Here is a 25,963-nt window from a genome sequence, read left to right as displayed (position 1 = left end):
CTCAGCGCGGGCGCAACGCCTCGAGCATCGCAGCTGCCTCTGCTTTCGACCGGACGACGGGATGGATCATGGGGATGTCGACGCCGGACTCCACGAAACGTGCGACCTTTTCGCGGCATTCGACCTCGTCACCGACGATCGCGAGGTCTGAGATCAGCTCGTCGGTGACACCGGCAGCCAACCCTGCGCGGTCGCGATTGTCCCAGCCCGCCTTGATCTTCGCGGCCTCGGCTTCATACCCGCACGACGCAAGAAACGAATTGTAGGTCGGGGTCGCGAGGTAAGGCCCCATCATCGCTCGTAGTGTTTCCAGCGCCGAAGCCCGATCGTCCGTCACGATCGTCTGCAATCTCACGACGAGGGGAAGCGGAGCCGTCTTCGTCGCTCGGGCCGCGCCGACCGCCACGGTCTCCTTGAAGGTCGGCACCGCGGACGCAGGGATGAAGTTGCAGGCGACGCCATCCGCGAATTCGCCAGCGACCCCGGCCATCACCGGACGTTGCGCACCGATCCACAGAGGAACCTCACCGGCCGGCGGCACACCCAGACGAAAATTCTTCACCCGGGTCGTGGTCCCCGAGTATGAGACCTTCGGTTCGGCGAACATGGCCCGAAGTGCCTCCACGGTCTCGCGGACGCGGGTCACGGGACGCTCGAACGGTATCCCGCACCAGTCCTCGACGATGGCAGGCGATGACGATCCCAGCCCCAGGATGAACCGATCGGGACCTGCGACCTGACTGACCGACGCCGCCGCCGCGGCCAGCAGCGCCGGCGGACGGGTGAACACCGGCACGACCGCGGTTCCGATCCGCACCCTCGAGGTGGCGGACGCCACGAGTGCCGCCAGCACGAATACGTCGATGGTCGCCGTGTCCGCCAGCCACACGTCGTCGTAGCCGAGTTCTTCCCCAAGCCGGGCGAGCTCCAGGTTCTCATCGACCGAGCTGACCAGAGGCAAGCTGAAGGCTGACCGCACCGTCACAACAAACTCCTTCACGTTCACGAAATGGATTGCCGGGACGCCGTGCAACCGAGGCGGTCGATCAACGCTCCACGGTGCGAACCTATCCCGCCCGCTCATGGCGCGGGATCAGTACCCGAAGACTCGAAATCTTGTCAGGGTGTCCGGGAGGACGCCCGGGACAGGGCGGAGGTGTTTCAGCCGTCGTGGTTGTCGGGATAGGCAGTAACGGCCAGGAAGCGGATCGGCAACCGCACTAGGTCGTTCGGACCGTGGATGCCTTCGCCGTCGAGCAGCAGTGAGTCGCCGGGACGCAGGGTGTATTCGGCGTCACCGTGCCCGTAGACCATGACGCCCTCGAGCATGTACAGCAGTTCGGTCCCGGCGTGTTGAAAGCGAGGAAACACTTCGCTGGCGTCGGTCAGCGTGACCAGCACCGGTTCGAGGCGTTTGTGCTGGCCGCGGAGCGCACCGAGGAGTTCATAGTGGTGGCCGACGCGGGTGCCGCGTCCGACGATGACGGCGCCGTGACCGGATTCGACGTAGACGGCCTCGCGCTCGTTGTCGGCGCCGCGGAACAATGATGTGACCGGGACGTCGAGGCCGGCGGCAAGTCTGGCCAAAGTGGACAGGCTGCAGGACGTTTGGGCGTTCTCGATCTTCGAGAGCATCGCCTTCGAGATGCCCACCTTCTCCGCCATGTCCCCCACCGACAACCCGGTCGCGCGTCGCAGCGCGCGGACTTGGCGGGCTATCGCCTCTTCGAGATCGTTGCCCGTGGGTGGTTCTCCGAGCACCTCACGCTGCACGGGTGCAGGGTCACCGGTGTCACGGACTGTCTTCGATGACCGCGTTGGCATGGCTCGATTCTAGCTGACCGCGTTTACTGCTGTGAAACGAAAAGCGCGCCGGATCCGCAGTCGCGTCCAGCCCCCTCCCGGCAATGCCGAGAGGGGGCTGGACGCTGAGAAACGAACCGTCAGGTGGTGGCCGTCGGCGCGGGCTTCTCGGCCGCATCGGTGGCGATGGCTTCCGCAGCTTCTACTGCGTCGGCCTCGGTGACGGGCTTGCCGGAAAGTGTTGCGTGCTCCATGACATAGGCCGATTCACCGTGGACGGAGACATCTAGTCCCTCTGTCTCATGATCTTCGTGGGCTCGCAGACCCATGGTCTTGTCGATCGCCTTCGCGATCAGCCAGGTGACGATGAAGCAGTAGAAGAACACCGCGAGGACGGCGACGCTCTGACGCCAGAGCAGGTCCAGTCCGCCGCCGTAGAAGAGTCCCGCAACACCGTTGGGCGCAGCCGGATCGGCGATAAAGCCGATGAGCAGCGTGCCCAGGATGCCGCCGACCATGTGGATTCCGACGACATCGAGCGAATCGTCATAGCCCAAACGGAACTTGATCGAGACCGCGAGGCAGCAGATGGCACCAGAGGCGGCACCGACGAGCAATGCACCCATCGGCGACACCGCACCACAGGCGGGGGTGATGCCGACGAGCGCAGCGATCAGGCCGGAGCTGGCACCGAGCGAGGTCGCGTGACCCTCGCGGAAATACTCGACAAGAAGCCAGGCACAGATACCGGCACACGCTGCAGCAACGGTATTGAGGACGACAACAGCCGCGCTGTTGCCGGCGGCGAGTGCCGATCCGCCATTGAAGCCGAACCAGCCGAAGAACAGGATGCCCGCGCCGAGCATGGTCAGCGGCAGGCTGTGGGGACGCGGGGCGGCCGGGAACGTCCGGCGCTTGCCGAGAACGATGACCAGGGCCAGCGCTGCGACACCCGCGTTGACGTGGACTGCGGTTCCACCCGCGAAGTCGATCGCCGCCAGCTGGTTCGCGATCCAACCGCCGGTGATCGATCCGTCTTCGGAGTCGAAGGCGAAGACCCAGTGCGCGACCGGGAAGTACACCAGGGTCGCCCAGATGCCGGCGAAGACCATCCACGCACCGAACTTCATGCGGTCGGCGACGGCACCGGAAATGAGTGCGACGGTGATGCCGGCGAACAGCAGTTGGAATCCGGCGACGAGTGCCGGCGGCAGGCCCGGGTCAGCGGGCGCCTCGAGCAACGAGGCGAGTCCGATGGACTCCAGCGGATCGCCCAGGATTCCCAGTCCACCAAGCGAATTGCCCAGCACTGCCGAGTATCCGAACAGGATCCAGAGGATGCCGACGACAGCGAACGCACCGAAGGTCATCATCGCCATGTTCAGTGTGTTCTTGGCGCTGACCATGCCGCCGTAGAACATCGCCAGGCCCGGAACCATCAAGCTCACCGCAGCAAATGCCGCCAGCAGCCACGCCGTATCGGCGGCCGCGATTGCTTCGTCCATTGTTTTTCCTCAAGAGTTGGGCGCAGACGAAGGTCTGCTTAGGGGAATCGGAATTCACCAATAGTGGACCACGCGCGTGTTGCATATTCGAGACCGCCGGTTGCGGCCGTGTTACAAGGACCGAAATGAACGTTTCGTCTAAAAGTGTTGAGCGACAGTCAGTGCCATGACCTCGACGGTCACGGTGTGACCGGGCCGTAGGTGCTGAGCCAGCGCATCCCCTGGCCGCGAGTGCGGGTGATGCCCTTGTAGTCGGCCATGTCGAGGGGCAGGTCTTCGAGGACGCGGTAGAGCCGGTCGGCCCATTCCGGCAGGGTGGCGATGGCCCAGAACGGCAGCAGGTACGTCCTGATCAGGAACATCACCGCATTGGACTGTGGCAGTCGGATCAAGTGCTGTACTTCGGTCCGCAGGAAGAGCCGGTCCCCCACGTCCTCGAGTGGTCCGCCGGAGAGAGTGCGCCGATCTCTACCCCACTGCGGGTAGGTCTCGGTGGAGGTGTCGAGTTTGCCATCGACCGTCAGCGTCCAGTTGGTGCGGCGATAGCTCTGAGCCGGTTCCAGGCGCTTGATGAATTCGTGCGCCCGCGTGGCGATCTTCTCGCTGTGCAGCCGCGGCACCGGGCCGTGGATCTGCAAGAAACTCATGCCGACGTCGAAGCCGAACGACCAATCGGCGGCGAAGGTCACAACGCCCGCGTCACCCCACATCTGGTCGTCGCGCTGATCGAGCAGCACGACGTCTTCTTGCATCTGTCCGCAGATGTAGTCGAGCGGGTCGGCGGGAAGTGTGTCGCCGGCACCGAACGTGAAGGTCTGGTCGATGTCGAGCAGCGCGTTACGCCACCGGTACGCGGCCGGTTCGGCGGTGATCCGTTCCAGGGTCATGTGCTGCGGATAGCCGTCGGCGAGATCGTGCATGAGGGTGAGCATGGCGTCCCAGGCCGCAGGGATCATGTGCGGCAGGCATTGCGACCGGCTGGGATCGGCCGCAAGGATCCGGGCGCGCTCGTCAAGTTCCCGGCGATAGTGATCGTCGATCACCACCCGCTGCGTACCGGTCGGCTCGACGTTGGCGCTGTAGCGGTACTGGTCCTTCGGAAAAGGGAACGGAAAATTCTCGATATCGTTCTGCGTGTACATATCTGCTGCGGTCATTTACAGGTCCAATTCCACTTGGTCACCGGCGGCCCGGGAGACGCACGGCATGATCGCGTCGCCCTCGGCTCGCTCGTCATCGGTCAGATAGAAGTCCCGGTGATCGATCCGTCCGCCCCGGACCGTGGTCTTGCATTCACCGCAGACGCCCTGGCGGCAGAGATTGGGCACTGCGACACCACGTTCGAGTAGTGCCTCCAGAAGCGAGACCTCGGCGCCGACGGGTACCAGCACACCAGTGCGGCCGAGCCTGGCGGCGAACGGCTTGCCGCCTGCGGAGACCGCGGACGCGAATTGTTCGGAATGCACTCGTTGCGCAGGCCATCCCGCCGTCGTGGCTGCGGTGGCCACCGCATCGATCAGCACAGCGGGACCACAGGTGTAGAGGTGGGTGCCGAGCGGCGAGTCACCGAGGACCGGATTCAGGTGTGACCAGAACGCGGCGACGTCATGGACAACGGTGAGTCGGTCACCGCAGAGATCTCCCAGTTCGTCAACGAGTGCGCCGAATCCCGGCCGATGTGAGTAGATCACCTCAAACGACCGGTTCCACTGCACCGCTGCCCGTACGTGCGACAGGATAGGCGTCACACCGATGCCGCCGGCGATCAGGACATGATGCCGCGCAACCGAAATCGGGGCGAACGCACTGCGCGGACGGGTGATGATCACCTCATCACCCACCTGCAGCGCATGAATCCACGCCGAGCCGCCCTTCCCCGCGTCGTCACGGCGCACGCAGATTGCGTAGTGATCGGGGTCGGTCGTGGGTCCGGTCATTGAATAGGAGTTCTGGGAATACGGGTTCTGCGTTCCCGTCCCCCACCGCACGCCGATATGGCTGCCGGGCGTGAACGACGGCAACGGGTGCGCGCCGGCAAATCTGACTTCACGGATGCCGTCGCAGACCTCCCGAACGGCGTCGACGGTGACCAGCAGATCGGTGCCCGTGAGCTGGGTATGGGGAGCGTTCACCGTATGGGTCACGGCAGTTCCTCCGCATCTGGATGAAATCCCAAGTAGGCGTGGTGCCGACTGGAGAAGTGGTAGTAGATCACCAGTGGCGAGGCACATCCGGAACAGGTCAGTGATTCGTCGACACCGGCCGTTGTGGTGGTGATGGCGTGGCAGTGGGCGCAATACACGTCGCGCTCGCCGGCTGCGAAGCCATCGCCGCCACCGAGATCGACGACACTCACCTCAGCGTCAATGGCACCGGCCGCGAGGATGGCAGTCCGGACCCGGACGAGCGCCGCTCCGCTCCCGACCACCACAAAGCGCCAGCCCACCCGCGCCGCCTGCAGCGCCTCGGCCAGCGCGTCATCATCAGCGCCGGACATATGCAATACCGACGCTCCGGTCGGATGTCCGACGTGGTCGGCCGCCGCGTGATCGGTGGTCAGGACGAGGTGGTGCGACGCCGAGGGGTCGAGTTCGACGTCCGAGAATGAGGTTGCCGGCCACCGGGGAACGGTGGTGGTGGCCATCGACACCGCCACGGTTACGGCGCGAACGAACGGTGACCGACGAAGAAGGCCATCGCCCGGTCCTCTGTGGTGAACCGGATACGCGACCCTTTGGGGAAGAAGATCGCATCCTTGGGCCCGGCGGTCTCGACCTGACCGGTCTCCAGGTTCTCCAGGCGGAAGACACCCTCGAGGACGACCTTCATCTCGTCGTACGCGTAGTAGTAATCGAGCGGCGCATCGGTGTGGCGTAGCTCGAAGTACCCCGCGGACATCTCCGACCCCTCCGGATTTGCGTAGACGTCGTCGATGAAGCCTTCAGTCCCGGGGTATTGCGCCAGTGGCATCTGCGGCAGCGTCGCCCAGAAGTCCGAGGTGACCCGGAATGCGGCGACGGCCTGGTCGGAATCTGTTGCGGTCATGAGCTTCTCCTTGATGGGAAGTAGGGGCAGAGCGGCAGAGCGCCGTAAAATGAATGTGAAACTTAATATAGTGCTAGGAAACCATAGGGCAGGTGACGTGCGCGTAAACTTCGCCGAAAACCCAGGCAGCACGGGTTAGATTCGCGCGATCGAGACAGGCCGGAGCGAAATCAGTCACATGTAGGTCACCGTCAGGAAACGCCGTTGACACATTTTGTGTGTTTCATGGCAGACAACACCGGATCACAGCGAGAAACACCAGCGGAAAGACGGACAGTGACAGAAACAGCGAAGTACGTGATCGTCGGCGGCGGCCTGGAAGGGCTCGCCATCGCCTGGTCACTCGCGAACCGTGGGGAATCCGATGTCCTCGTACTCGAACGCGACACCCTCTGCTCGGGTATGACGGGCAAATCGAGCGGCGTCGTCCGCTGCCACTACGGCACACCGTCGTTGGCGGCGATGTCCTGGTACAGCGTCGACATCTTCGCGCGCGCCACCGAGCTCTTCGACGACGACATGGCGTTCCGGCAGTGCGGCTACGTCGTCGGTGTCGGCGAGAACAACACCGTGCCCCTCAAAGCGAACGTCGCGATGATGCAGGGCCTAGGCATCGACGTCGACTTCATCGACCACGACACCATGGGCGACCTGTGGCCGGGGTTGCATCTCGACGACTTCGCGGCTTTCGCCTACGAACCCCTCGGCGGCCGCGGCGAGGCCTACATGACGGGCATGGCCTTTGGAGCCGCCGGTCGCAAACTCGGCGTCAAGGTGCGCCAGTCCACCCCGGTGGCCGCTCTGTTGCAGAACGCCGGCGGGGTCGTGTACGGCGTCACGCTCGCGGATGGTTCCGAGGTTCATGCCGACCACGTCATCGTCGCCGCCGGGCCGTGGACACCGGCACTGACCGAGACGGTCGGCGTGCCCGTCGATGTCAAAGCCCAGCGCGCGCAGTTGGTGCTGGTCGATCAGGGCGTACCGACTCCCGAGGTTCCGGTTCTCTCGGACCTCGCCGGCCTGCAGTACATCTGCCGCGAACCCAACGGCGAGCTGCTGGTGGGCAATTCCGATCACCAGGCGCCGCAGTACATCGACCCCGACAACTACGTGAACCGCGCAGACGATTCGGCGATCGAGAAGAACATCATGAAGCTCGACCAGCGGATCCCGCGGATGCCCGACCCTAGAGTCACCGGATCTTACGTCGGCGCCTACGACGTCACACCCGACTACAACCCGATCATCGGTCCCTCGCCGGTGGACGGATTGTTCCTCGCGACCGGATTCTCCGGCCACGGGTTCAAGATCTCCCCCGCCGTTGGCGAGCTCGTCGCCGACCTCATCACCACCGGGACAACGACATTGCCGAATGTGGAACCGACCGACTTCCGGTACGGCCGGTTCGCCGAGAACGATCTCTTGCTGAGCCTGAATCCCTATGAGGGAGCAGGCGAGATGCGATGACCACCACGTCCCTTCCCCAGACCGAAACCCCCGACCAGGAGCCCGACATGGCCATCGACACCGCCGACGCCTTCACCCCCACACCGGTACCTGCCCCAGACCGGGTGAGCGCCGAACCGACACTGACCGAGCTGGTCCAATCCACGGGAACCACCTTCATTCTCGCGCTGTTCGTGACGATGTCGGGCAAGCCGTGCGCCAAACTCGTTCCCGCGCAGTCCGTTGGCCTCCTCGAAGAAGACGGCGTCGGGTTCGCCGGCTACGCCGCCGGCATGATGGGCCAGGAGCCCAAGGACTCCGATCTCGTCGCGATGCCCGATGCGTCGTCGTTCACCCCGATCCCCTTCGTCCAGCCCGGATTGGCCCTGGTGCACTGCGATCCGCACGTCGAGGGCAAGCCGTGGCCCTTCGCACCTCGCATCATCCTCAAGGAGACGCTGCGCAAGGCCGCCCAACTGGGCTTCACCGTCAACGTCGGTGCCGAGATCGAGTACTTTCTCGTGAACAAGGACTCCTCCGGTGCTCTGACCACGGCCGATCCCGCCGATTCCAAACGCCAGCCCTGCTACGACGCCCGCGACGTCACCCGTATGTACGACCACCTCACCGAGATCTCCACCGCGATGAACTCGCTGGGCTGGGGCAATTACGCCAACGACCACGAGGACGCGAACGGCCAGTTCGAGCAGAACTTCGACTACGCCGATGCCATGATCACCGCCGACCGCGTGATCACTGCCCGCTACCTGCTCTCGGTCATCGCCGAAAGGCGTGGCATGCAAGCCACATTCATGCCCAAACCGTTCACCGATCGCACCGGCTCGGGCATGCATATGCACCTGTCGCTGTGGAGTGAGGCCGGCGCCGTCTTCCCCGATACCTCGGACGAGAAGGGCCTCGGACTCTCGAGCACCGCCTACGGATTCATCGCAGGCATCCTCGAACACGCCTGCGCCCTGCAGGCCGTCATTGCGCCGACGGTCAACTCGTACAAACGAACCGGCGCCACCACCACAAGCAGTGGCGCCACCTGGTCACCACGTTTCGCCACCTACGGCGGCAACGACCGCACCCACTACCTGCGCGTGCCCGACCACAACCGCGTCGAGCTGCGCGGCGGTGACGGTTCGGCCAATCCGTACCTGGCCGCGGCCGGTGCCATCGCCGCCGGACTCGACGGCGTGAAGCGCAATCTCGATCCCGGCACACCGGGCAGCGGCGACAGCCCCAGCGAGATGCTGCCGATGACCCTGCTGCACGCGATGGACGCCCTCGACAAGGACGACGTCCTCACCGCAGCACTCAACGTCGCCGGCCCCGGCGTCAGCGAGTACTTCGCCCAGCGCAAACGCGAAGAGTTCTTCGCCTGGCACAACACGGTGTCCGCCTGGGAAATCGACGAGTATCTGACAGCTTTCTGACCTTCCAAACCATCAAGAACAGGAGTTTCACATGTGTGGAATCGTGGGTTTGCACCTACGTGACCGGGCACTGTATCCCGAACTGGGCGCGCTGCTGACCGGCATGCTCGACCAGATGTGCGACCGCGGACCCGACTCGGCCGGCATGTCCATCTACGGCGACCCCACGTGGTCTCCGGAGGGCCACGCCACCGTCTCCCTCCTCGAGAACCCGCTGTCTACACCAGAACTGGCGGCGGCGCTGACCTCTGCGCTCGGTGTCGAGGCGACGGTCCTCGACCTCGATCCGACCACCGTCCTGCATGCGGCGGTGCCGTCGGACGAGCTCGTCGCTGCCGTCCGCGGTGTCGCACCGGCAGCCCGGATCATCGGATTCGGCAGCGAGGTCACCGTGCTCAAGGGAATGGGCAACCCGACCGAGCTCGCGCACCGCTTCGGCCTGCCGAACGCCTCGGGCTGGCAGGGTGTCGCCCACACCCGGATGGCGACCGAATCGGCCGTCACCGCGGAGGGTTCACACCCGTTTTCCGTCGGCACCGATCAGTGCCTCGTACACAACGGTTCCTTCTCCAACCACATGAGCATCAAGCATGAACTCGAGCGGGGCGGCGTCGTCTTCGACAGCCAGAACGACACCGAGGTCGGCGCGCGGTTCATCGCCAAGCAACTGTCCGAGGGTGTCGATCTCGAGAAGTCGCTGCTGATGCTCAACGAGACCTTCGACGGCTTCTACACGCTGCTGGTGTCGAACAAGGATTCGTTCGCCGTGGTCCGCGACCCCATCTCGTGCAAGCCCGCCGTCATCGCCGAAACCGACCGCTGGGTCGCGATGGCTTCCGAATACCGTGCGCTGGCAGGACTGCCCGGCGTCGAAACCGCCCGCATCTTCGAACCCGAACCAGAAGAGGTGTACGTATGGCACCGTCAGTGACCGAGACCGCGATCAACCCGGTGAACGACACCACCGAGACCGCAACCTTCGATCTTCACACGACCACCGTCCGCGCCGTCAACGAGACGCTGCAATCGGCGTCGGCGCCTCAAGCGTCCGTCATCACCGCCCCCCAGGGTGCACACGCCCTGGCCTGCGGCCTCGACAAGGACATCGACGTCACCATCGACGGGCACGTCGGCTACTACTGCGCCGGCATGAACCAGCAGGCCACGGTCACGATCAACGGCAACGCCGGTGTCGGGCTGGCCGAAAACATGATGTCGGGACGCGTCCACGTCACCGGCGATGCGTCACAGTCGGCCGGCGCCACCGCCCACGGCGGACTCCTCGTCATCGAGGGCAATGCCGCTGCACGCTGCGGGATCTCGATGAAGGGCGTCGACATCGTCGTCGGCGGCAACATCGGACACATGAGCGCTTTCATGGGCCAAGCCGGACGTCTCGTCGTCTGCGGCGATGCCGGCGAAGCCCTAGGTGATTCGCTCTACGAGGCCAAGATCTACGTCCGCGGCACCGTCGCCTCCCTCGGCGCCGACTGCATCAAGAAACAGATGCACGACGAACACCTGGCCGAGCTCGCCGACCTGCTGGCCACCGCCGGCATCGACGCCGATCCCACCGACTTCACCCGCTACGGCTCCGCCCGGCAGCTCTACAACTTCCACGTCGACAACGCCTCGTCGTACTGACATCCCGGCGTATTAGGAGCGATGACCATGACCTACAACCCGACCCTGCGTGAATCGGCGACCTTCGATCGCGGCGTCATCGCCGAGATCCAGCGCGCCGCCGACACCGGGATCTACGACATCCGTGGCTGGGGCGCCAAACGAAAACTCCCCCACTTCGACGACCTGCTGTTCCTCGGCGCATCCATGTCGCGGTACCCGCTCGAGGGCTACCGGGAGAAGTGCGACACCGACGTCGTCCTCGGTGACCGCAACGCGAAGTTCCCGCTGCACCTGGACATCCCGATCACCATCGCGGGCATGAGCTTCGGTGCGCTGTCCGGGCAGGCCAAAGAGGCTCTCGGACGCGGTGCCAGTGAAGTCGGAACGTCGACGACCACCGGTGACGGCGGCATGACCGGAGAAGAACGCGGCCAGTCGAAGAACCTGGTGTACCAGTACCTTCCGTCGCGGTACGGCATGAACCCCGACGACCTGCGCAAGGCCGACGCCATCGAGATCGTTCTCGGACAGGGCGCCAAACCCGGCGGCGGCGGAATGCTGCTGGGCCAGAAGATCACCGAACGCGTGGCCGGTATGCGGACGCTGCCGATGGGCGTCGACCAGCGGTCCGCGTGCCGCCATCCGGACTGGACCGGACCGGACGATCTCGCGATCAAGATCATCGAGCTGCGTGAGATCACCAACTGGGAGAAGCCGATCTACGTCAAGGTCGGGGCCACCCGTACCTACTACGACGTGAAGCTCGCGGTGAAGGCCGGCGCCGACGTCGTGGTGGTCGACGGTATGCAGGGTGGCACCGCCGCCACCCAGGACGTGTTCATCGAACACGTGGGCATCCCGACCCTGGCCGCGATCCCGCAAGCGGTGCAGGCACTGCAGGAGATGGGCCAGCATCGCGGGTCGAGCGGAGCGAGGGGAGAAAGTGGATCAGTCCAGCTGATCGTCTCCGGCGGGATCCGTTCGGGCGCCGACGTGGCCAAGGCCATGGCCCTGGGTGCCGACGCCGTCGCGATAGGTACTGCGGCGCTCATCGCTTTGGGTGACAACAACCCTCGGTATGCGAAGCAGTATCAGGAGCTCGGCAGTGACGCCGGTTTCTACGACGACTTCCAGGCCGGTCGCGATCCTGCCGGGATCACCACTCAGGATCCGGAACTGTCGAAGAATCTCGATCCGGTCGAGGGTGGCCGCCGTCTCGCGAACTACCTGCGGGTCCTCACCATGGAAGCGCAGACCCTGGCTCGCGCGTGCGGCAAGTCGCATCTGCGGAACCTCGAGCCCGAGGACCTGGTGGCCCTGACCGTCGAGTCGTCGGCGATGGCCCGCGTACCGCTGGCGGGGACCACCTGGATCCCCGGGAAGATGTGAGCCTGCCCGAGTCCGCCTTCTCGCCGGCAGTCGTGGAGGACACGACTCCGCGCGAGGTCTTCGACGACGCCGGCGCCGGTCCGCTCGAAGTGCTGATCGGGTCACAGACCCGACGGTTGCGGATCAGCGCCGGCCTCTCGGTCAGCGAGATGGCGACAGTCACCGGGATCTCCAAGTCGATGCTGTCGAAGATCGAGAATGCGCAGACGTCCTGCAGTCTGGCGACGTTGTCGAAATTGGCGGCTGCGCTGGATGTCCCGGTCACCTCCCTGTTCCGCGGCGACAAGACCCAGCGTGAGTCGGTGTTCACGCGGGCCGGGACCGGCGCCGAGATCGTCGGCCGCGGGACGCGCTCCGGACATCATTACGAACTGCTCGGGGCGTTGCGCGGACAACATCGGCGGCTGGAAGCCGTCGTCGTGACACTGCGCGAGAAGACGACATCCACACCGCGCTTCCAGCATCCGGGAACCGAACTGCTCCACATGCTCGAGGGCGAGATGGTCTACGGCCACGACAATTCGGAGTACACCTTGCAGGCCGGTGACTCGTTGCTGCTCGACGGTGAAGGCGTCCACGGGCCCATCGCACTCACCCGACTGCCCATCCGGTTTCTCGCCGTGACCGCCTACCCCGACAACTACTCGGAATGACCGTAAGGAACTGACATGACCTCGTTCGACTCCATGTGGGCGTCGATCCTCGACGTCGGCCGGGCCACGACCGGCGGTTACCGCCGCTTCGCCTGGAACGACGCCGACATGACGTTGCGCGAATGGTTCACCGGCGCCGCCACCGACCGCGGCATGTCCGTCGACGAAGACCGCAACGGCAACGTGTGGGCATGGTGGATGCCGGACGGCTGGGAGGGCGACCCGACCGACGCATTCGTCACCGGCTCCCACCTCGATTCGGTGCCCGACGGCGGCGCCTACGACGGACCGCTCGGAGTGGTGTCGTCGTTCATCGCCGTCGACATCCTGCGGGCGCGCGGAGTGGTGCCGGTTAAACCGATTGCTGTGACGGCGTTCTCGGATGAGGAAGGTGCGCGGTTCGGTGTGGCGTGTGTGGGGTCGCAGCTGACCACCGGCGCCCTGACACCTGAGCGCGCACGGGGACTTCGCGACGCCGACGGGATCACCTTGGCCGAGGCCCTGACCCGGTCCGGGCGAAACCCCTCGCACATCGGTACCGACCCGACCCTGACCGATCGCGTCGGGGTGTACGTCGAACTGCACGTCGAGCAGGGTCGCGGACTCGATCTCGTCGATCAGCCGATCGCAGTCGCATCGTCGATCTGGCCGCACGGCCGGTGGCTGTTCAGCTTCACCGGCGAGGCCAATCATGCCGGTGCCACCCGTCTGGTCGACCGCCGAGATCCGATGCTTGCGTTCGCGTCGTCGGTCCACACCGCACGTGGCGCCGCGACACTGCACGACGCCGTCGCCACCTTCGGCAAGGTTCGGGTTCTACCCAACGGCGCCAACGCGATCCCATCGGAAGTGCTGGCCTGGCTCGATGCCCGTGCCGCAGACGAGGCGACGCTGACCGCGATGGTGGACCAGATCTCGGCCGAGGCCCGCAAGTACGCCGAGACCGACGGCATCGGACTGGCCATCGAAGCCGAATCCGTCACGCCGATCGTCGAATTCCCCGCCGACACCCGACAACGACTCCAAACCGCGCTCGGCCACCTCGGCGAGATCCCGGTCCTCCCGACCGCAGCCGGACACGACGCCGGCATACTCTCGGCCAAGGTTCCCACCGCGATGCTGTTCGTCCGCAACCCGACAGGGGTCTCGCACTCACCCCTCGAATTTGCTGACGCCGCGGACTGCCATCGAGGGGCCGAGGCACTGGCAGATGTGATGGCAGACTGGGTCTCCGGGCAACGTGATCAGTGACGATCGCACCCCGCAATCCGAGACCCACCCTCGGGGCGCGTCCGACTATCGTCCCACTCCCCAAGCCATCGCCGGGTGCGCGCGTCAGGCCAGGTCGGTACGCTGCGACACCGCGGCTCAATAGGGTCGAGGCCGTCTCTGAGACGACGAATGGATAAGTGATGCAGCTAACCTGCCCCTGGTGCCAGAGACAACCCTGACCGCAACTTCGCAGAGTGACTCACGGGGCGGGGAGGCCGATGGGCTCGCCCACGTCCCGCTACCCTTGGAGACGAGAGACGCACCCGTGAGTCACCACTGGGCGTCGCGCCCAATTCGTGTAGGAGCCAGCCTCGGTGACCGCCCGAGACCGTAAGGAGTCGCATGACTACGGTCGACGACTTCGTCACACGCGTCAGACTCAGATCTCTCATGCCGGGGGCCGCCGACAGTATTTTGTCGCGCACGATAACGAGCGTTGTGGAAATGACGTCACAAAGCCCATTGGACCTCGTCCACGGATCCGTGGTCTACGTGCCCTCGACGACGTGGCCATCTCTCCCATCTCCGGAAGCGATTCCTTCGCAACTGAAGTTGACTGGTGCGCTGGCGGTCGTCGTCAACAACGATGATCTCAACCTCCCGCCCGAGTTCGTGGAGGCATGCGTCCACGCTGCGATACCAGTGTTTCTGTTGCCGAAGTCGAAGACCTTCGATGAACTGAGAGCTGCCCTGACGCAACAGGCCAACGGCATCGACCCCAGGGCCGCCCGACCCTCGGACCTCGATGCCATCCGGAACGCCCTCGACAGTTTCACCGCGGACACAGGAACTCAAGCCTGGCTCGTCATGCAGGGCGGTGTGGTGTCCAGCACGCCTGTAGACGTCGCTCAATTGATCAAGATCGTTGCCCGTAATCCCACGCCACTACAGCAGAGCATGAGTGCGGCCACCACACTCAACGTCGATCTACCCGGATTGGGCCACACACTGGCGATCGCCAATCCGAATCGCTCCGCGCTCAACCTTCTTCGCATCGACGGTCTCGTCCGCGAAATCAACACGCATACCGAAGCCATCGAGGTGAAGCGGTCCGCTCGCCGGCAGATCGAAGCCGCGCTGATTCGAGAACTGATCGAGGCCAACGTTGCTTCTGCCACACTCGATCCATGGGTTGAATCATTCGATCTTGCGCCAGGAAGCCGGGTGCGGGCAATCGCAGCAGTCTTACCCGATGACATGGACGCGGAACGAGAGACTGTCGGCGACGCTCTTCGCGATCTGGGATTGCTCGACAGCGGAATTTGCGTCGCCTCTGTATATGGCAACTGTGCGTATGCGCTGATTACACTGGCGGACGGCGAATTCGGGAGTTCGGACGAAATCACCGGGTTTGAGCATCAATTGATGGTTCTTGCGGACCTCTTCGAGTTCCGCCACCAGCAGGCGCTGTCACTGGGGGTGAGTTCCTGCGTTCTCCGAGGCAGCGACGACCTGGTTCGCGGCCTGATCAACGCACGCCAGCTCGCGGATCGCCATGCCCGATCGGCAGTCGCGGAGATGGACGCGATCCCGCTGGCGGTCCCGCTGGCGGCGACATTGCTCTCCGCTGAGCCCGAACTGGCAGCGGTTCTAGACAGGGCGTTGCTGCAGCCGGTAATCGCCTACGATCGCGATAAAGGCACCAGCTACCTGGAATCGCTGAGAACGTTTCTGGCATTGGACTGCCAATGGGCCGCCACCGCCACGGAACTGGGGATCCACATCAACACGCTCCGATACCGGCTCAAACGTATCGAGAGGCTGACCGGTCGCGGACTACACACCACGGCCGACCGTTCGGACTACTACCTGGCGCTGTGTTTGCGCGAGTCACCGGGGAGCGGTCAGTGACCGTTTTCCGGACCACCAGGGCTCGGGTAGCCGCGGTGAGAACTCCTCGAGGACATCGTATTCGCCATTGGATGCCCGAGCGACATACGACGGGTGGGCGCTGTAGTGATTGTTGAGAAAATAGAACGGTAGCCCCTCGGGATTGCGTTCGAAGCGAACCCCGAGCAGAGCGGCCGACAGGTGGGCCGGATCGAAAGAGTTCGAATGTTCGGCGGCGATCCGGATCGAATGCACAGCGTTGTACGCACCGACCTGAGCCGGATGCGACCACCGTTGTCCCCGAACTTCCAAGAGAGACTTCCGATATGCGCTGTTGACGTCCGAATCGACCCCGGAAAAATAGGTGCCGGTCATGAAATGCCCGTCGGTCAACTCCGACGCCATGTGGGCGAGATCGACTTCGGTGGTGACGGTGGCAGCGATCGGCAATGTCGCGGCGGTGAATCCCGCGCGATGAAACTGTTGGTAGAACGCGGTGGTCGAGTCCAATCCGACCAGGTTGCAGATGATCGCCGACGGTTGTCTGCGGCGGATGTCATCGAGCACCGTCTGAAAGTTGGTCTCGCCGAGTGGGGCGTACCAGCTCCCGACGGTCTCGACATCGAGGTGGGCGCCGTGCCGGGCGATGGCCTCGGCCAGCACGCGCGGGTACACGTAGTCCGACCCGATGATGTAAACCCGCCGGCCGAGGTTGTCGGCGACCCAGCTCAGATAGTCGGCAAGGTATTGGTTGGGGGCCGCCCCGCAATAGAAGACTCGGGCATCGGCTTCTTCGCCCTCGAAATAGGTCGGATACATCAACAGTGCCCGGTTGGCGTGGATGGCGGGAATCATCGCGACGCGGCTCGCCGACGTGTAGCCACCGACGATCACGTTTGCGTGCTCGGTCTCGCACAGATGGTTGATCCCGCGTGCACTCGACAACACCTCGGAGTGATCGTCGTAGATGGCTGGGGACAGCTCCTGACCGCGGATTCCGCCATCCCTGTTGATCTCATCGACGGCCAACAGGGCACCGTCGAGAATCGACTGTTCCATCTGGGCCTGCGGGCCGGTCAACGAGAAGAGCATGCCGATCTTCACTCACGCACTCCCCTCGGTGGTTGTCGACAGCGAACAAGCCCACTGTAGCCGCATCTTTGGGAACGACGCGAGGGCGCGGTCAAGTCGCGAAATCGGACTTCGGCGACGTTTCGATCCGATGACCAAACGTAACGCACGCGTATCGGTCATCTGGTTGTTACGTACGTCGTCGACATATGTCTGCAGGTCAGAGACGTATCGGTTAGGCGGGGTGTGTCAACGTCCAGTCGCAAAGGCGCGGCAGTTGGGTGATGCGCCAATTGTTGATGTGGCTACGACGCGGTTTCGTATGGACCGTCCGAGTAACCGCCGAGGAGGCACCCATGACCGAAGCCATCAGCAGGCCGCGGAAGATCCGCACCGCCGTCGACATCGGTGGAACCTTCACCGACATCTTTGTCCAGCACGGTGATGGTGCGATCACCACCGCGAAGTACCCGACACAGTCCGATCCGATCGAAGGTGTTCTCGCCGGCATGGACCGCGCGGGAGTGAACTGGGAGGACGTCGAGTTCTTCTCTCACGGAACAACAATCGCGACCAATGCGCTGATCACCCGGACGTTCCCCAAGATCGCGCTCGTGACCACGGAGGGCTTTCGCGACGTCATCGAGATTCGTCGTGGTGACCGGGAGTCCTGGGATCCCTACGAGGAGGTCGGCAAGCCATTCGTTCCCCGCCGTCACCGTCTCACCGTGTCCGAGCGCGTCGGCTACGACGGCGAGATCCTCGAGCCGCTGGATGAGGCCGGTGCCCGCGACGTCGCCAGAATCCTGAAGCGTCGTGGAATCGAAACCATCGCAGTGTGTTTCATCAACTCATTCACAAATCCGGTACACGAGAACCGGATGGCGGAGATCTTGGCTGAAGAACTCCCGGGTGTCGCGGTAACGACGTCGAGTGACGTGCTTCCCGAAATCTTTGAATACGAACGGTTCTCGACAACGGTCGCCAACGCCGCGCTGGTCCCGATCATCGGACCGTATGCGCGCACCCTGGAGGCTCGTCTGGAGGAGAGCGGCTACACCAATGACGTGCTGCTGCTGCATTCGGGCGGAGGCGTGATGACCCCCAAAATGGCAGAGAAGTACGGAGCGCGTCTGGCAGCGTCCGGTATCGCTGCAGGCGCGATCGCCAGCCGACACATCGCGCGTCAGTGTGGATACGAGAACTCGATCGGGTTCGACATGGGCGGCACATCCACCGATGTCTCCCTGACGGACAACGGCGTTCTGGGAACCACCAACATGTGGAGCGTCGAGTTCGGGTACCCGATTTGCTTTCCGAGCATCGAGGTCCTGACGATCGGTGCCGGCGGCGGATCGATCGCCTGCCTCGACGACGCCGGGTCGCTGCGCAACGGCCCGCAGTCGGCGGGGTCTGATCCCGGCCCTGCGTGCTACGGCGCCGCCGGAGAACTCGCGACCAACACCGACGCCAACCTGATCCTGGGAACCATCGGCAAGGAGTTGGCCGGTGGTGTCAAAGAGCTCGACGTCGCATCGGCGTTCAAGGCAGTCGAGAAGGTGGCCACGCCACTGGGTCTCGAGGTGGAGACCGCGGCTCAGTCGATCATCAAGGTCGCCAACGCGAACATGGCGGACGCCGTGCGCCTGATCTCGATCCGCAAGGGTCACGATCCCCGGGACTTTGCATTGGTCGGATTCGGTGGGGCCGGTCCATTGCACGTCGCCTACCTGGCGAAAGAGCTGGGAATCCCGACCGTCATCGTCCCGCCGCATCCCGGAGTGACGTCGGCGATGGGCTGCATGCTCGTGGACGTCCAGCACGACATCACCAGGATGTACCTCACCGATGCAGCGGATGCCGACCTCGCCCACCTCGCGCAGACGTTCAAGGACCTCCAGGACGAGGGTCGCCAGCGACTGACAGCCGAGCACGTCGACGACGCCGACATGGTCTTCGAGTACTACCTGGACATGCGTTACAACGGTCAGTGGCGAGCAATTGCGGTGCCGGTGACGATGCCGTTCGGTGGCCTCGACGAGGTGGTCGCGACATTCCATGCGACCCATCTCAAAGAGCACAACTACGCGAGCGACGATGCGGGCGTGGAGATCTACCGGATCTCGGTGCGCGCCATCGGATTGACCCCGCGGGTCGACGCCAAGCCCGCCGATGTGATCGACCCGGCTGATTTCACCCCGGTGCCGACCGAGATTCGTCAGGTCCTGTTCCCCGACGAGACGGCGCGACTGGAAACCCCGGTCTACGACCGCACCGATCTTCCCGCCGGCGCCGTGCTCTCCGGTCCGTGCATCGTCGATCAGCTCGACTCCACGACCGTGGTCCCGCCGCAGACCACCGCCCGTGTCGATGCCTGGGGCAACCTGATCCTCAGCCAGGACGTCTGACTCCTTCTCCACCACAACATCACCCACCGTTAGAGGTATGACATGCCCACATCACTCGATCCAGTGACTTTCGAAGTCCTCAAGAACGCCTTCATCAACACCGTCGATCAGATGGCCGAACAGATTCTCCGAACCTGCTACTCGTTCGTCATCTACTCGCGCGACTTCTCATCGGCTCTCTGTGACCCCAACGGGGACACCGTCATGCAAGGCACCGGCGACATCGCGGCCCACGTCGGCACTCTGCACTACACCGCCAAAGCCGTGATCCGGCAATTCGATGGTGACATCCACCCCGGCGACGTCTTCGTCATCAACGACGTCTACGAGGGCGGCAGCCACTTCAACGACACCCGGATCATCCGGCCGATCTACTACCAGGGTGAACTGCTCGGCTACGCGCAGGCCAACGGCCACTGGGCCGACGTCGGCGGCGCGACACCGGGTTCGTTCAACGTCAAGGCACTCGACCACATGGGCGAGGGCCTGCGGATCCCCCCGACCCGGCTGTGGAGCAAGGACGAGTTCCTCGAAGACGTCGCGTACCTCATCGCCAAGAACACCCGGAATCCTCGCGACATCATTGGCGACATGCAGGCGCAGGCCGAAGCCACCCGCGTGGCGGAACGCGAAATCCAGCGTCTCTGTGACAAATACGGCGTCGAGACCATCAAGACCGCCATGGCCGAAGTCCAGGACTATGTCGAAGATCTGACCCGCGCCAAGATCAGCGCATTGCCCGACGGTGTCTGGTACACCGAGGACTACATCGACCAGGACCCGGGTGAGGAAGAAGGGCTCATCCCGGTGACCATGAAGATGACGATTTCCGGCGATACATGCCACTACGACCTCAGCGGCTCGCACGCGTCGATTGCCTCGATGCTCAACGCCGGGTTCGGCGGGTCCTTCGCCGGAATCGTCGCCGGCACCAAGATGCAGTTCCCGGACATTCCCTTGAACTCGGGCTTCTACCGTGTGGTCACCGCGGATCTCGGTCCGGTCGGTTCGGTCGTCAATGCCGACTGGCCATCGCCCTGCGCCGGATTCTGTTCCGGCCCTTTCGAAAAGATCATGAGCTCGGTCTTCGAGATCTGGTCCGATATCCAGCCGCATCGTGCCATGGCCTGCACGTTCAACCTGGAATACCTGTTGGTCGGTGGTCGTGACAAACGGAAGGACGGCGACGAGAGCTTCATGTGGTACGACTGGATGATGGGTGGGTGGGGCGCCCGCAACGGCGGGGACGGACATAACGCCTCGGCCGCGGTCTTCGGAGTCCAGTACGGCACACAGCCTTTCGAAGGGCAAGAACGGTTGGCTCCAGTCCTCACCACCCGCCACGAGTTGGTCCCGGATTCCGGCGGCCCCGGTAAGTTCCGCGGTGGTGTCGGTGCGGAGAAGGGCGGCTACCTCACCGCCAGCAGCAAGACGGTGATGTCATACTGCTGCGACCGCGAGCGCTCCGTCACCTGGGGACTGTGGGGCGGGCTGCCGTCGATTCCGCACGGCGTGTGGCTGAACAAAGGCACCGATCGCGAGGAGTATCTCGGTTCGATCTTCGCTGCGGTGCCGATCAAGGCGGGCGACGAGTTCACCCGGCCATCCGCCGGCGGCGGCGGTCTCGGCGACGCCCTGCAACGCGACGTCGACTCCATTCTCGAAGACGTGATCGACGGCTACGTCACCATCGCCCGGGCCGAGAAGGACTACGGTGTCGTCATCAAAGAGATCGACCCGGAGATCTTCGAGTACGAGGTCGATGTCGAGGCCACACGTGCTGCGCGGGAGTACATTCGGAACAACCGGCAGGCCTGGATGACGCGGGATCCCCTCGAGGTGTCTGCCGAATACAAGTCCGGCCTCATCAACGAGATGGACTGCCTGCGCCAGTACGGCGTGATCTTGGACTGGGGTAGTGGCGAGGTGCTGACGACGACCACCGAACAGTTCCGCGCCATGCTGCAGCGTCGCACCATCGTCCACTGGACCGACGATGCCAACGTTCCGTACGTCAAGGGAACGCTGACAGTCCACGACTACGCCACCGTCTAGTTTCGCCCGCCTCACTGACCGGGCGCCCCCTCAGGGCCGCGGGGGCGCCCGGCCCGTCCTTTCCGTCTCATCACCACCTCACCTAGGAACCAGTCATGACCACAGAAGCTCGCAGACCAGCGGCCAGCGGAATACCTGATCTAAAAGTCTCATTCACCGACGATCCGCACGTGATGGCCAAGGCGGCCAGCGAAGACTATTCGATGCACATCGTGCCGCACTCCTGGCGGACCGGTCGAGCATCGGTCTCGATGGCGTGGTTCGGATTGATGAGCGCGATGTTCTTCGTCGTCATCGGCGCCACCGTCGCACTGACCGTCGGCACCATCAACTCGATCATCGGGATCGGCCTGTCGGTCATCGTGTACGGGGTCATCAACTCGATCGCCGCCAAGGTAGCGAACGAGACCGGTACCAGTGTTTCCTTGTTCTCAAGGGTCCTTTTCGGACGTGCCGGATCAGCCTTCGCCGCAGCACTCTTCGGGATCACCATCGCGTACTACGTGGTCGCCGAGGGATCGATCGTCGCGTCGGCACTCCACGCGTACTTCGGAGCGTTGCCGATTGCCTTCTGGTCACTGGTCGTCGTCCTCTACCAGGCGCCGTTGGCGTGGCGCGGGGTGACCACGTGGCTCGACAAGCTCAACGGGGTCCTGTTGCCGCTCTATGTGATCGGTCTCGTCGGCTCGGTGGTCTGGACCATCATCGAATACGGCTACAGCAACGACTGGCTCACCTACACACCTGAGTCGACAGCTGAACTCGGCGTTCCCGGCTGGTGGTACGCATTCGTAATCTACATGGGCGTGTGGGTCGTGACTATGATGGCCTGGGACTACGCCCGATTCGGTCGACCTGAAGACGCTAAGTTCAACGCCCGGTTCAGCTTCGGCACCCCGTTTTATATCGTGACGTTACTGATCAACGCGATGGTGGGGATTTTCCTGGCACAGACGATCACCATCGCCGGCCCACTGTCCGAGGAGTCCGCAATTCTGGGCATCATCGGCATGATGGGTATCTGGGGCCTGATGTGGGTCGTGGTGAGTCAAACCCGGGTCAACAGCGGCAACTTCTACCTGGCGTCGACCAACTTTCAAAACTTCTTTGCCCGGACGCTGAAGTTCCAGATGCCTCGCACCTTCTGGGTGGTGGTGGTCGCAGTCCTCGTCTACCTGATGATGCTCACCAACGTTTTGACGTGGATCGTGCAGGCTCTCCAATATCAAGGCGTGGTAATCGTCGGATGGGTCGCCATCGCGTTGACGCACATCGCTTGGATGCGTCTGCGGTCGATCCGCGCCGATTCGTTGGAGTTCCGCCCGGGCCGTGTGCCTGCGGTGAACCCAGCCGGTGTCTCAGCGTGGGGCGTGTCCTCGGCTTTCGGAATCATCATGGTCGCCACCGGCGGATCAATCGGTGCCGTGTGGGCGCCGCCGGTGTCGTTCGTGCTGGCCGCCGTGATCTACGGAACTGCCTTGGCCTTCCGGCGTGAAGATTGGTTCACCATGCCTCGCCCTCACGACCCCCGCACTGAAGTCGACGATCCGTGGGAGGCGCGGATCAAGTGTCACCGCTGTGAAGACAGCTACATCGCCTATGAGATGGACCGCGACCCAGCGGCTGGTCACGAGGCAATCTGCCTGGCCTGCGCATCGGACGACCTTGAGTTCCAGCGAGCGGCAGTCAAGGAAGCCAAGCAGTTCAGATCGGACCAGCCGCTGGCACCTGAGGCGCAAACGAAGACAGTCCGCAAGTGAACCTCTGAAGTCCGCCAGTACCGGGTTCGACGTCGCACTGCGGCCAGATCTATTGCCGACGGCAATGGATCTGGCCTGCTGCGGGCAGGCGCCTTCTAGCCCGTCCTTGTTGAGTACCAGATCCGATGGAAGAACAGCGAATCGGCGATGTACGTGCCGGCGAATCCCTCGCGGGGAGAGTCTGTCGATCAAGCGAAGTCGCGTCGAGCCGTCCGGAGTTGTTTGAATCAGATAGTCCCGACCAGCACATCACCACCCACGCCGGCGGTGTTCGCGGCCGTCACCGAATAGTCCGGTAAGACAACCGTCTCGAGTTGTTTCACGTACTGCGTGGCGAAGCCGGGATACATGGTGGCGTTGAAACCGTCCTCGGTGAGGTACCAGCTCGAGCAGCCCGAGTTCCACGTGGTCTTGGTCAATCGTCGTTGCAGTTCTTCGTTGTACTGCGCTTGCACGTCCGCGCGGACGTCGAGGACGAAGTCCTGGTTCACCGCAGTGGCGATGGCGTCGACGATGTAGTCGATCTGCGCTTCCATGTAGACCAACGCCGAGCTGTGGCCCGGACCGGAGTTCGGACCGAAGGTGAAGTACATGTTCGGGTATCCCGAGACGGCAACGGACTTGTACGCGTACGCGCCTGCGCTCCATTCCTCGGCGAGGACGCGGCCTCCGCGTCCGGTGATCGGAATCGGTGTGCCCGCCTTGGATACGTCGAATCCCGTCGCGAAGACGATGGCGTCGAACTGGTGCTCGATTCCCTCGACGGTGCGGATGCCCTTCTCCGAGATACTGGCGATCGGCCAGGTCACCAATGTGCAGTTGTCCTTCTGCAGAGCCGGGTAGTACTGACTGGTCATCAGCAATCGTTTGCATCCGGCCCGGAACTCAGGCGTGAGCTGACGGCGCATCCATGGATCGGGCACCTGTGCGCGCAGGTGCAGTTTGGACACCCCCTCGACCACGCGGGTCAACGGCGACTTCCACACCACGCCCAAAGCGACGGACTCATGGCCCCAGAACCAGGCTTTGCGGGCCAGTGTCTGCGTGAAGGGCAGGCGCCGATACACCTCTCGCGTCACCCGGCGTGTGCTCAAGTTGGTACGCGGAAGAACCCACCCGGGTGTGCGCTGGAAGACCTTCACCGAGTCCGCTACCCGCACCAGTTCCGGCACGATTTGCACACCGCTCGCGCCGGTGCCCACGACGGCAACTTTCTTGCCCGCGAAGTCATAATCATGGTTCCAGCGGGCGCTGTGGATCTTCTCGCCCTCGTAGGTTTCGATGCCGCGGATCTTCGGGAGGCTCACGTTGGCAAGGGGGCCCGACGCCATGACAACGGCGCGAGCGAAGACCGGTTCACGGTCGTCGATGGTGATCTCCCACAAGGACGAGTCCTCGTGCCAGGTCAGATCGGCCACGTTGTGTTCGAAACGGAAGTACGGGCCCAGGTCGAACTTGTCGACCATCGAATCGACGTAGGCGAGGATCTCTTCGCTGCCGGAGTAGGTGTGTGACCAATCCGGATTCGGTGCGAAACTGTAGGAGTAGAGCCGTGAGGGAATATCGCACGCTGCACCGGGATAGGTGTTGTCGCGCCATGTCCCTCCGGGGCGGGTGCCACGCTCGAGGATGGCGATATCTTTGATTCCGCGTTGTTTGAGTCTGATCGCCGCGCCGACGCCGGCGAATCCGCCGCCGATGACCGCGACGGACAACACCTCTCGGCCGCTCATGCGACGGGCTCGTAGGTCAGTTCCTTCGACCAGGTGGGCTGGTCGCGGAGCAAGCGTTTGGGGTATTTGGCGGTCAGCGTGACCATGCCGTCTGCGAAGCGGTGATAGGGGTGGTTGCGGTTGATCACGACGGAGCCGTGCCAGCTGATGAAGCGGTACATGGGCAAGCGCTTCGGGAAGGGGGTGCGTTCACCGACCTTCTTGAATCGCTTCATGGCGGTGTAGAGACGCTCTTCATCGACACCCATCTCAACGATGTTGTCGCGCATCTTGTTCAGCAACGGAATGTAACGCAGGGTGCCGATGATCAGCGACGGGTGCATCCAGGCGCCGACGGTCTCGACGATGATCTTGCGCATTTTCGCATGGCCGAGCAGCTCGATGACCTCGAAATCAACTGCGAGGTGCCGTGACTCATCGGCGTTGATGCGTTTGAACACCTCTTGGCAGACCGGGTCGTCGATCTCATCGACGATGAACTTCACCAGCGCGCCGTCGAGAGCGACCTCGAGCATGGGAATCACGGTGCCGAGCACAGCGAGAGGTGTCTGATCGGAGTACTTGTCCAACCAGTCGATGATCAGTTTGACGTTGACGTTCGGCTGGGGGATCTCGTCGTTCTCGAGCATTCCCCACCGCCGCATCAGCGCCAGTTCGGCGTTGGCGTGCTTTTGTTCCTCGGCATGAAAGTGACGGTAGATGTCCCGGAGGGTCTCGGTCGGGGCCTTACGCGCCATGGCTGCGAAGCCGCGGGCACCGACGTCTTCGATCCACATCAGATCCGACATGAACGGCTTGAGTTTGGCGTGCAACTCGGGGCTGATCAGCTCCGCACCCGTTGCGTCCCAGTCGATGTCGGCCAGGGCCCACTGTTTGTCCTTGATCTTGTCCAGCATGGCGTCGAAATCGAAGTTCTGTGTCATCG

General features: G+C 63.6%; 21 protein-coding genes. 11 read left to right on the top strand and 10 right to left on the bottom strand.

What is annotated here, in order from left to right; genetic code table 11:
• Position 1: 1 nt before the first annotated feature.
• The 7 genes from BH683_RS10285 to BH683_RS10255 form a co-directional block, all read right to left on the bottom strand.
• Positions 2 to 985, bottom strand: coding sequence for an LLM class flavin-dependent oxidoreductase (locus BH683_RS10285; protein ID WP_168187010.1), 984 nt, complete (start codon positions 983 to 985; stop codon positions 2 to 4).
• A 176-nt stretch (positions 986 to 1,161) separates the two neighbouring features.
• Positions 1,162 to 1,824, bottom strand: coding sequence for an XRE family transcriptional regulator (locus tag BH683_RS10280; RefSeq protein ID WP_084836160.1), 663 nt, complete (start codon positions 1,822 to 1,824; stop codon positions 1,162 to 1,164).
• 119 nt (positions 1,825 to 1,943) lie between these two features.
• A complete protein-coding gene (locus BH683_RS10275) occupies positions 1,944 to 3,308 on the bottom strand; it encodes an ammonium transporter (protein WP_084836159.1) in 1,365 nt (454 codons plus the stop codon).
• A gap of 179 nt (positions 3,309 to 3,487) precedes the next feature.
• The gene (locus BH683_RS10270) at positions 3,488 to 4,465 is read right to left on the bottom strand and encodes a DUF3445 domain-containing protein (protein WP_084836158.1); all 978 of its coding nucleotides are present in this window, start codon (positions 4,463 to 4,465) and stop codon (positions 3,488 to 3,490) included.
• Positions 4,466 to 5,452, bottom strand: a complete 987-nt coding sequence (locus tag BH683_RS10265; protein WP_246833296.1) for a PDR/VanB family oxidoreductase — start codon at positions 5,450 to 5,452, stop codon at positions 4,466 to 4,468.
• Positions 5,449 to 5,952 (bottom strand): dimethylamine monooxygenase subunit DmmA family protein, encoded by a 504-nt coding sequence (locus tag BH683_RS10260; protein ID WP_143696030.1) that lies wholly within the window; start codon positions 5,950 to 5,952, stop codon positions 5,449 to 5,451. The genes BH683_RS10265 and BH683_RS10260 overlap by 4 nt, the downstream gene beginning before the upstream one ends.
• Positions 5,953 to 5,966: 14 nt before the next feature.
• The gene (locus BH683_RS10255; protein ID WP_084836155.1) at positions 5,967 to 6,353 is read right to left on the bottom strand and encodes an ethanolamine utilization protein; all 387 of its coding nucleotides are present in this window, start codon (positions 6,351 to 6,353) and stop codon (positions 5,967 to 5,969) included.
• Positions 6,354 to 6,629: 276 nt separating this feature from the next.
• Here BH683_RS10255 and BH683_RS10250 point away from each other — a divergent pair, with 276 nt between their 5' ends.
• The 8 genes from BH683_RS10250 (at position 6,630) to BH683_RS10215 (ending at position 16,032) form a co-directional block, all read left to right on the top strand.
• Positions 6,630 to 7,820 carry an FAD-binding oxidoreductase gene (locus tag BH683_RS10250; protein WP_084836196.1) on the top strand — a complete coding sequence of 397 codons (1,191 nt, stop codon included), beginning with the start codon at positions 6,630 to 6,632 and terminating at the stop codon, positions 7,818 to 7,820.
• Between the two features lie 47 nt (positions 7,821 to 7,867).
• Positions 7,868 to 9,241: a type III glutamate--ammonia ligase gene (gene glnT / locus BH683_RS10245; RefSeq protein WP_084836195.1), complete on the top strand. Its 1,374-nt coding sequence runs from the start codon at positions 7,868 to 7,870 to the stop codon at positions 9,239 to 9,241.
• A 31-nt stretch (positions 9,242 to 9,272) separates the two neighbouring features.
• On the top strand, positions 9,273 to 10,172 hold the full coding sequence (locus BH683_RS10240; RefSeq protein ID WP_084836154.1) for a glutamine amidotransferase family protein: 900 nt from the start codon (positions 9,273 to 9,275) through the stop codon (positions 10,170 to 10,172).
• Entirely contained in the window at positions 10,157 to 10,885 is a 729-nt protein-coding gene (locus tag BH683_RS10235) for a protein glxC (RefSeq protein ID WP_094647381.1), read from the top strand. The genes BH683_RS10240 and BH683_RS10235 overlap by 16 nt, the downstream gene beginning before the upstream one ends.
• 21 nt (positions 10,886 to 10,906) lie before the next feature.
• Entirely contained in the window at positions 10,907 to 12,256 is a 1,350-nt protein-coding gene (locus BH683_RS10230) for an FMN-binding glutamate synthase family protein (protein WP_084836153.1), read from the top strand.
• Positions 12,257 to 12,345: 89 nt separating this feature from the next.
• Entirely contained in the window at positions 12,346 to 12,909 is a 564-nt protein-coding gene (locus BH683_RS10225; RefSeq protein WP_246833298.1) for an XRE family transcriptional regulator, read from the top strand.
• A gap of 15 nt (positions 12,910 to 12,924) precedes the next feature.
• Complete coding sequence (locus tag BH683_RS10220) at positions 12,925 to 14,160, top strand: allantoate amidohydrolase (protein ID WP_084836152.1); 1,236 nt, start codon at positions 12,925 to 12,927, stop codon at positions 14,158 to 14,160.
• 465 nt (positions 14,161 to 14,625) lie between these two features.
• On the top strand, positions 14,626 to 16,032 hold the full coding sequence (locus BH683_RS10215) for a helix-turn-helix domain-containing protein (protein WP_168187009.1): 1,407 nt from the start codon (positions 14,626 to 14,628) through the stop codon (positions 16,030 to 16,032).
• Here the strand turns inward: BH683_RS10215 and BH683_RS10210 are convergent.
• Positions 16,012 to 17,115, bottom strand: coding sequence for a transporter substrate-binding protein (locus BH683_RS10210; protein ID WP_246833295.1), 1,104 nt, complete (start codon positions 17,113 to 17,115; stop codon positions 16,012 to 16,014). The two genes, BH683_RS10215 and BH683_RS10210, sit on opposite strands and share 21 nt — an antisense overlap.
• 323 nt (positions 17,116 to 17,438) lie before the next feature.
• On the opposite strand from BH683_RS10210, the gene BH683_RS10205 reads away from it, so the two are divergent.
• The 3 genes from BH683_RS10205 to BH683_RS10195 all read left to right on the top strand — a co-directional run bounded on the left by BH683_RS10205 (position 17,439) and on the right by BH683_RS10195 (position 23,305).
• Positions 17,439 to 19,490 carry a hydantoinase/oxoprolinase family protein gene (locus BH683_RS10205; RefSeq protein ID WP_084836150.1) on the top strand — a complete coding sequence of 684 codons (2,052 nt, stop codon included), beginning with the start codon at positions 17,439 to 17,441 and terminating at the stop codon, positions 19,488 to 19,490.
• A 42-nt stretch (positions 19,491 to 19,532) separates the two neighbouring features.
• Positions 19,533 to 21,545 carry a hydantoinase B/oxoprolinase family protein gene (locus BH683_RS10200; RefSeq protein ID WP_084836149.1) on the top strand — a complete coding sequence of 671 codons (2,013 nt, stop codon included), beginning with the start codon at positions 19,533 to 19,535 and terminating at the stop codon, positions 21,543 to 21,545.
• Between the two features lie 95 nt (positions 21,546 to 21,640).
• Positions 21,641 to 23,305, top strand: coding sequence for a thiamine permease (locus BH683_RS10195; RefSeq protein WP_084836148.1), 1,665 nt, complete (start codon positions 21,641 to 21,643; stop codon positions 23,303 to 23,305).
• A 227-nt stretch (positions 23,306 to 23,532) separates the two neighbouring features.
• Here the strand turns inward: BH683_RS10195 and BH683_RS10190 are convergent, their stop codons facing one another.
• The gene (locus BH683_RS10190) at positions 23,533 to 25,038 is read right to left on the bottom strand and encodes an NAD(P)/FAD-dependent oxidoreductase (RefSeq protein ID WP_084836147.1); all 1,506 of its coding nucleotides are present in this window, start codon (positions 25,036 to 25,038) and stop codon (positions 23,533 to 23,535) included.
• A complete protein-coding gene (locus tag BH683_RS10185; RefSeq protein ID WP_084836146.1) occupies positions 25,035 to 25,961 on the bottom strand; it encodes a reductase in 927 nt (308 codons plus the stop codon). The genes BH683_RS10190 and BH683_RS10185 overlap by 4 nt, the downstream gene beginning before the upstream one ends.
• Positions 25,962 to 25,963: the final 2 nt, after the last annotated feature.

Origin of the sequence: Williamsia sp. 1138 (assembly GCF_002095435.2) — a bacterium.
GTDB lineage: Bacteria > Actinomycetota > Actinomycetes > Mycobacteriales > Mycobacteriaceae > Williamsia.
Note: the sequence above shows the minus strand (reverse complement) of the source record. Positions and strands in the feature narration are given on the sequence as shown.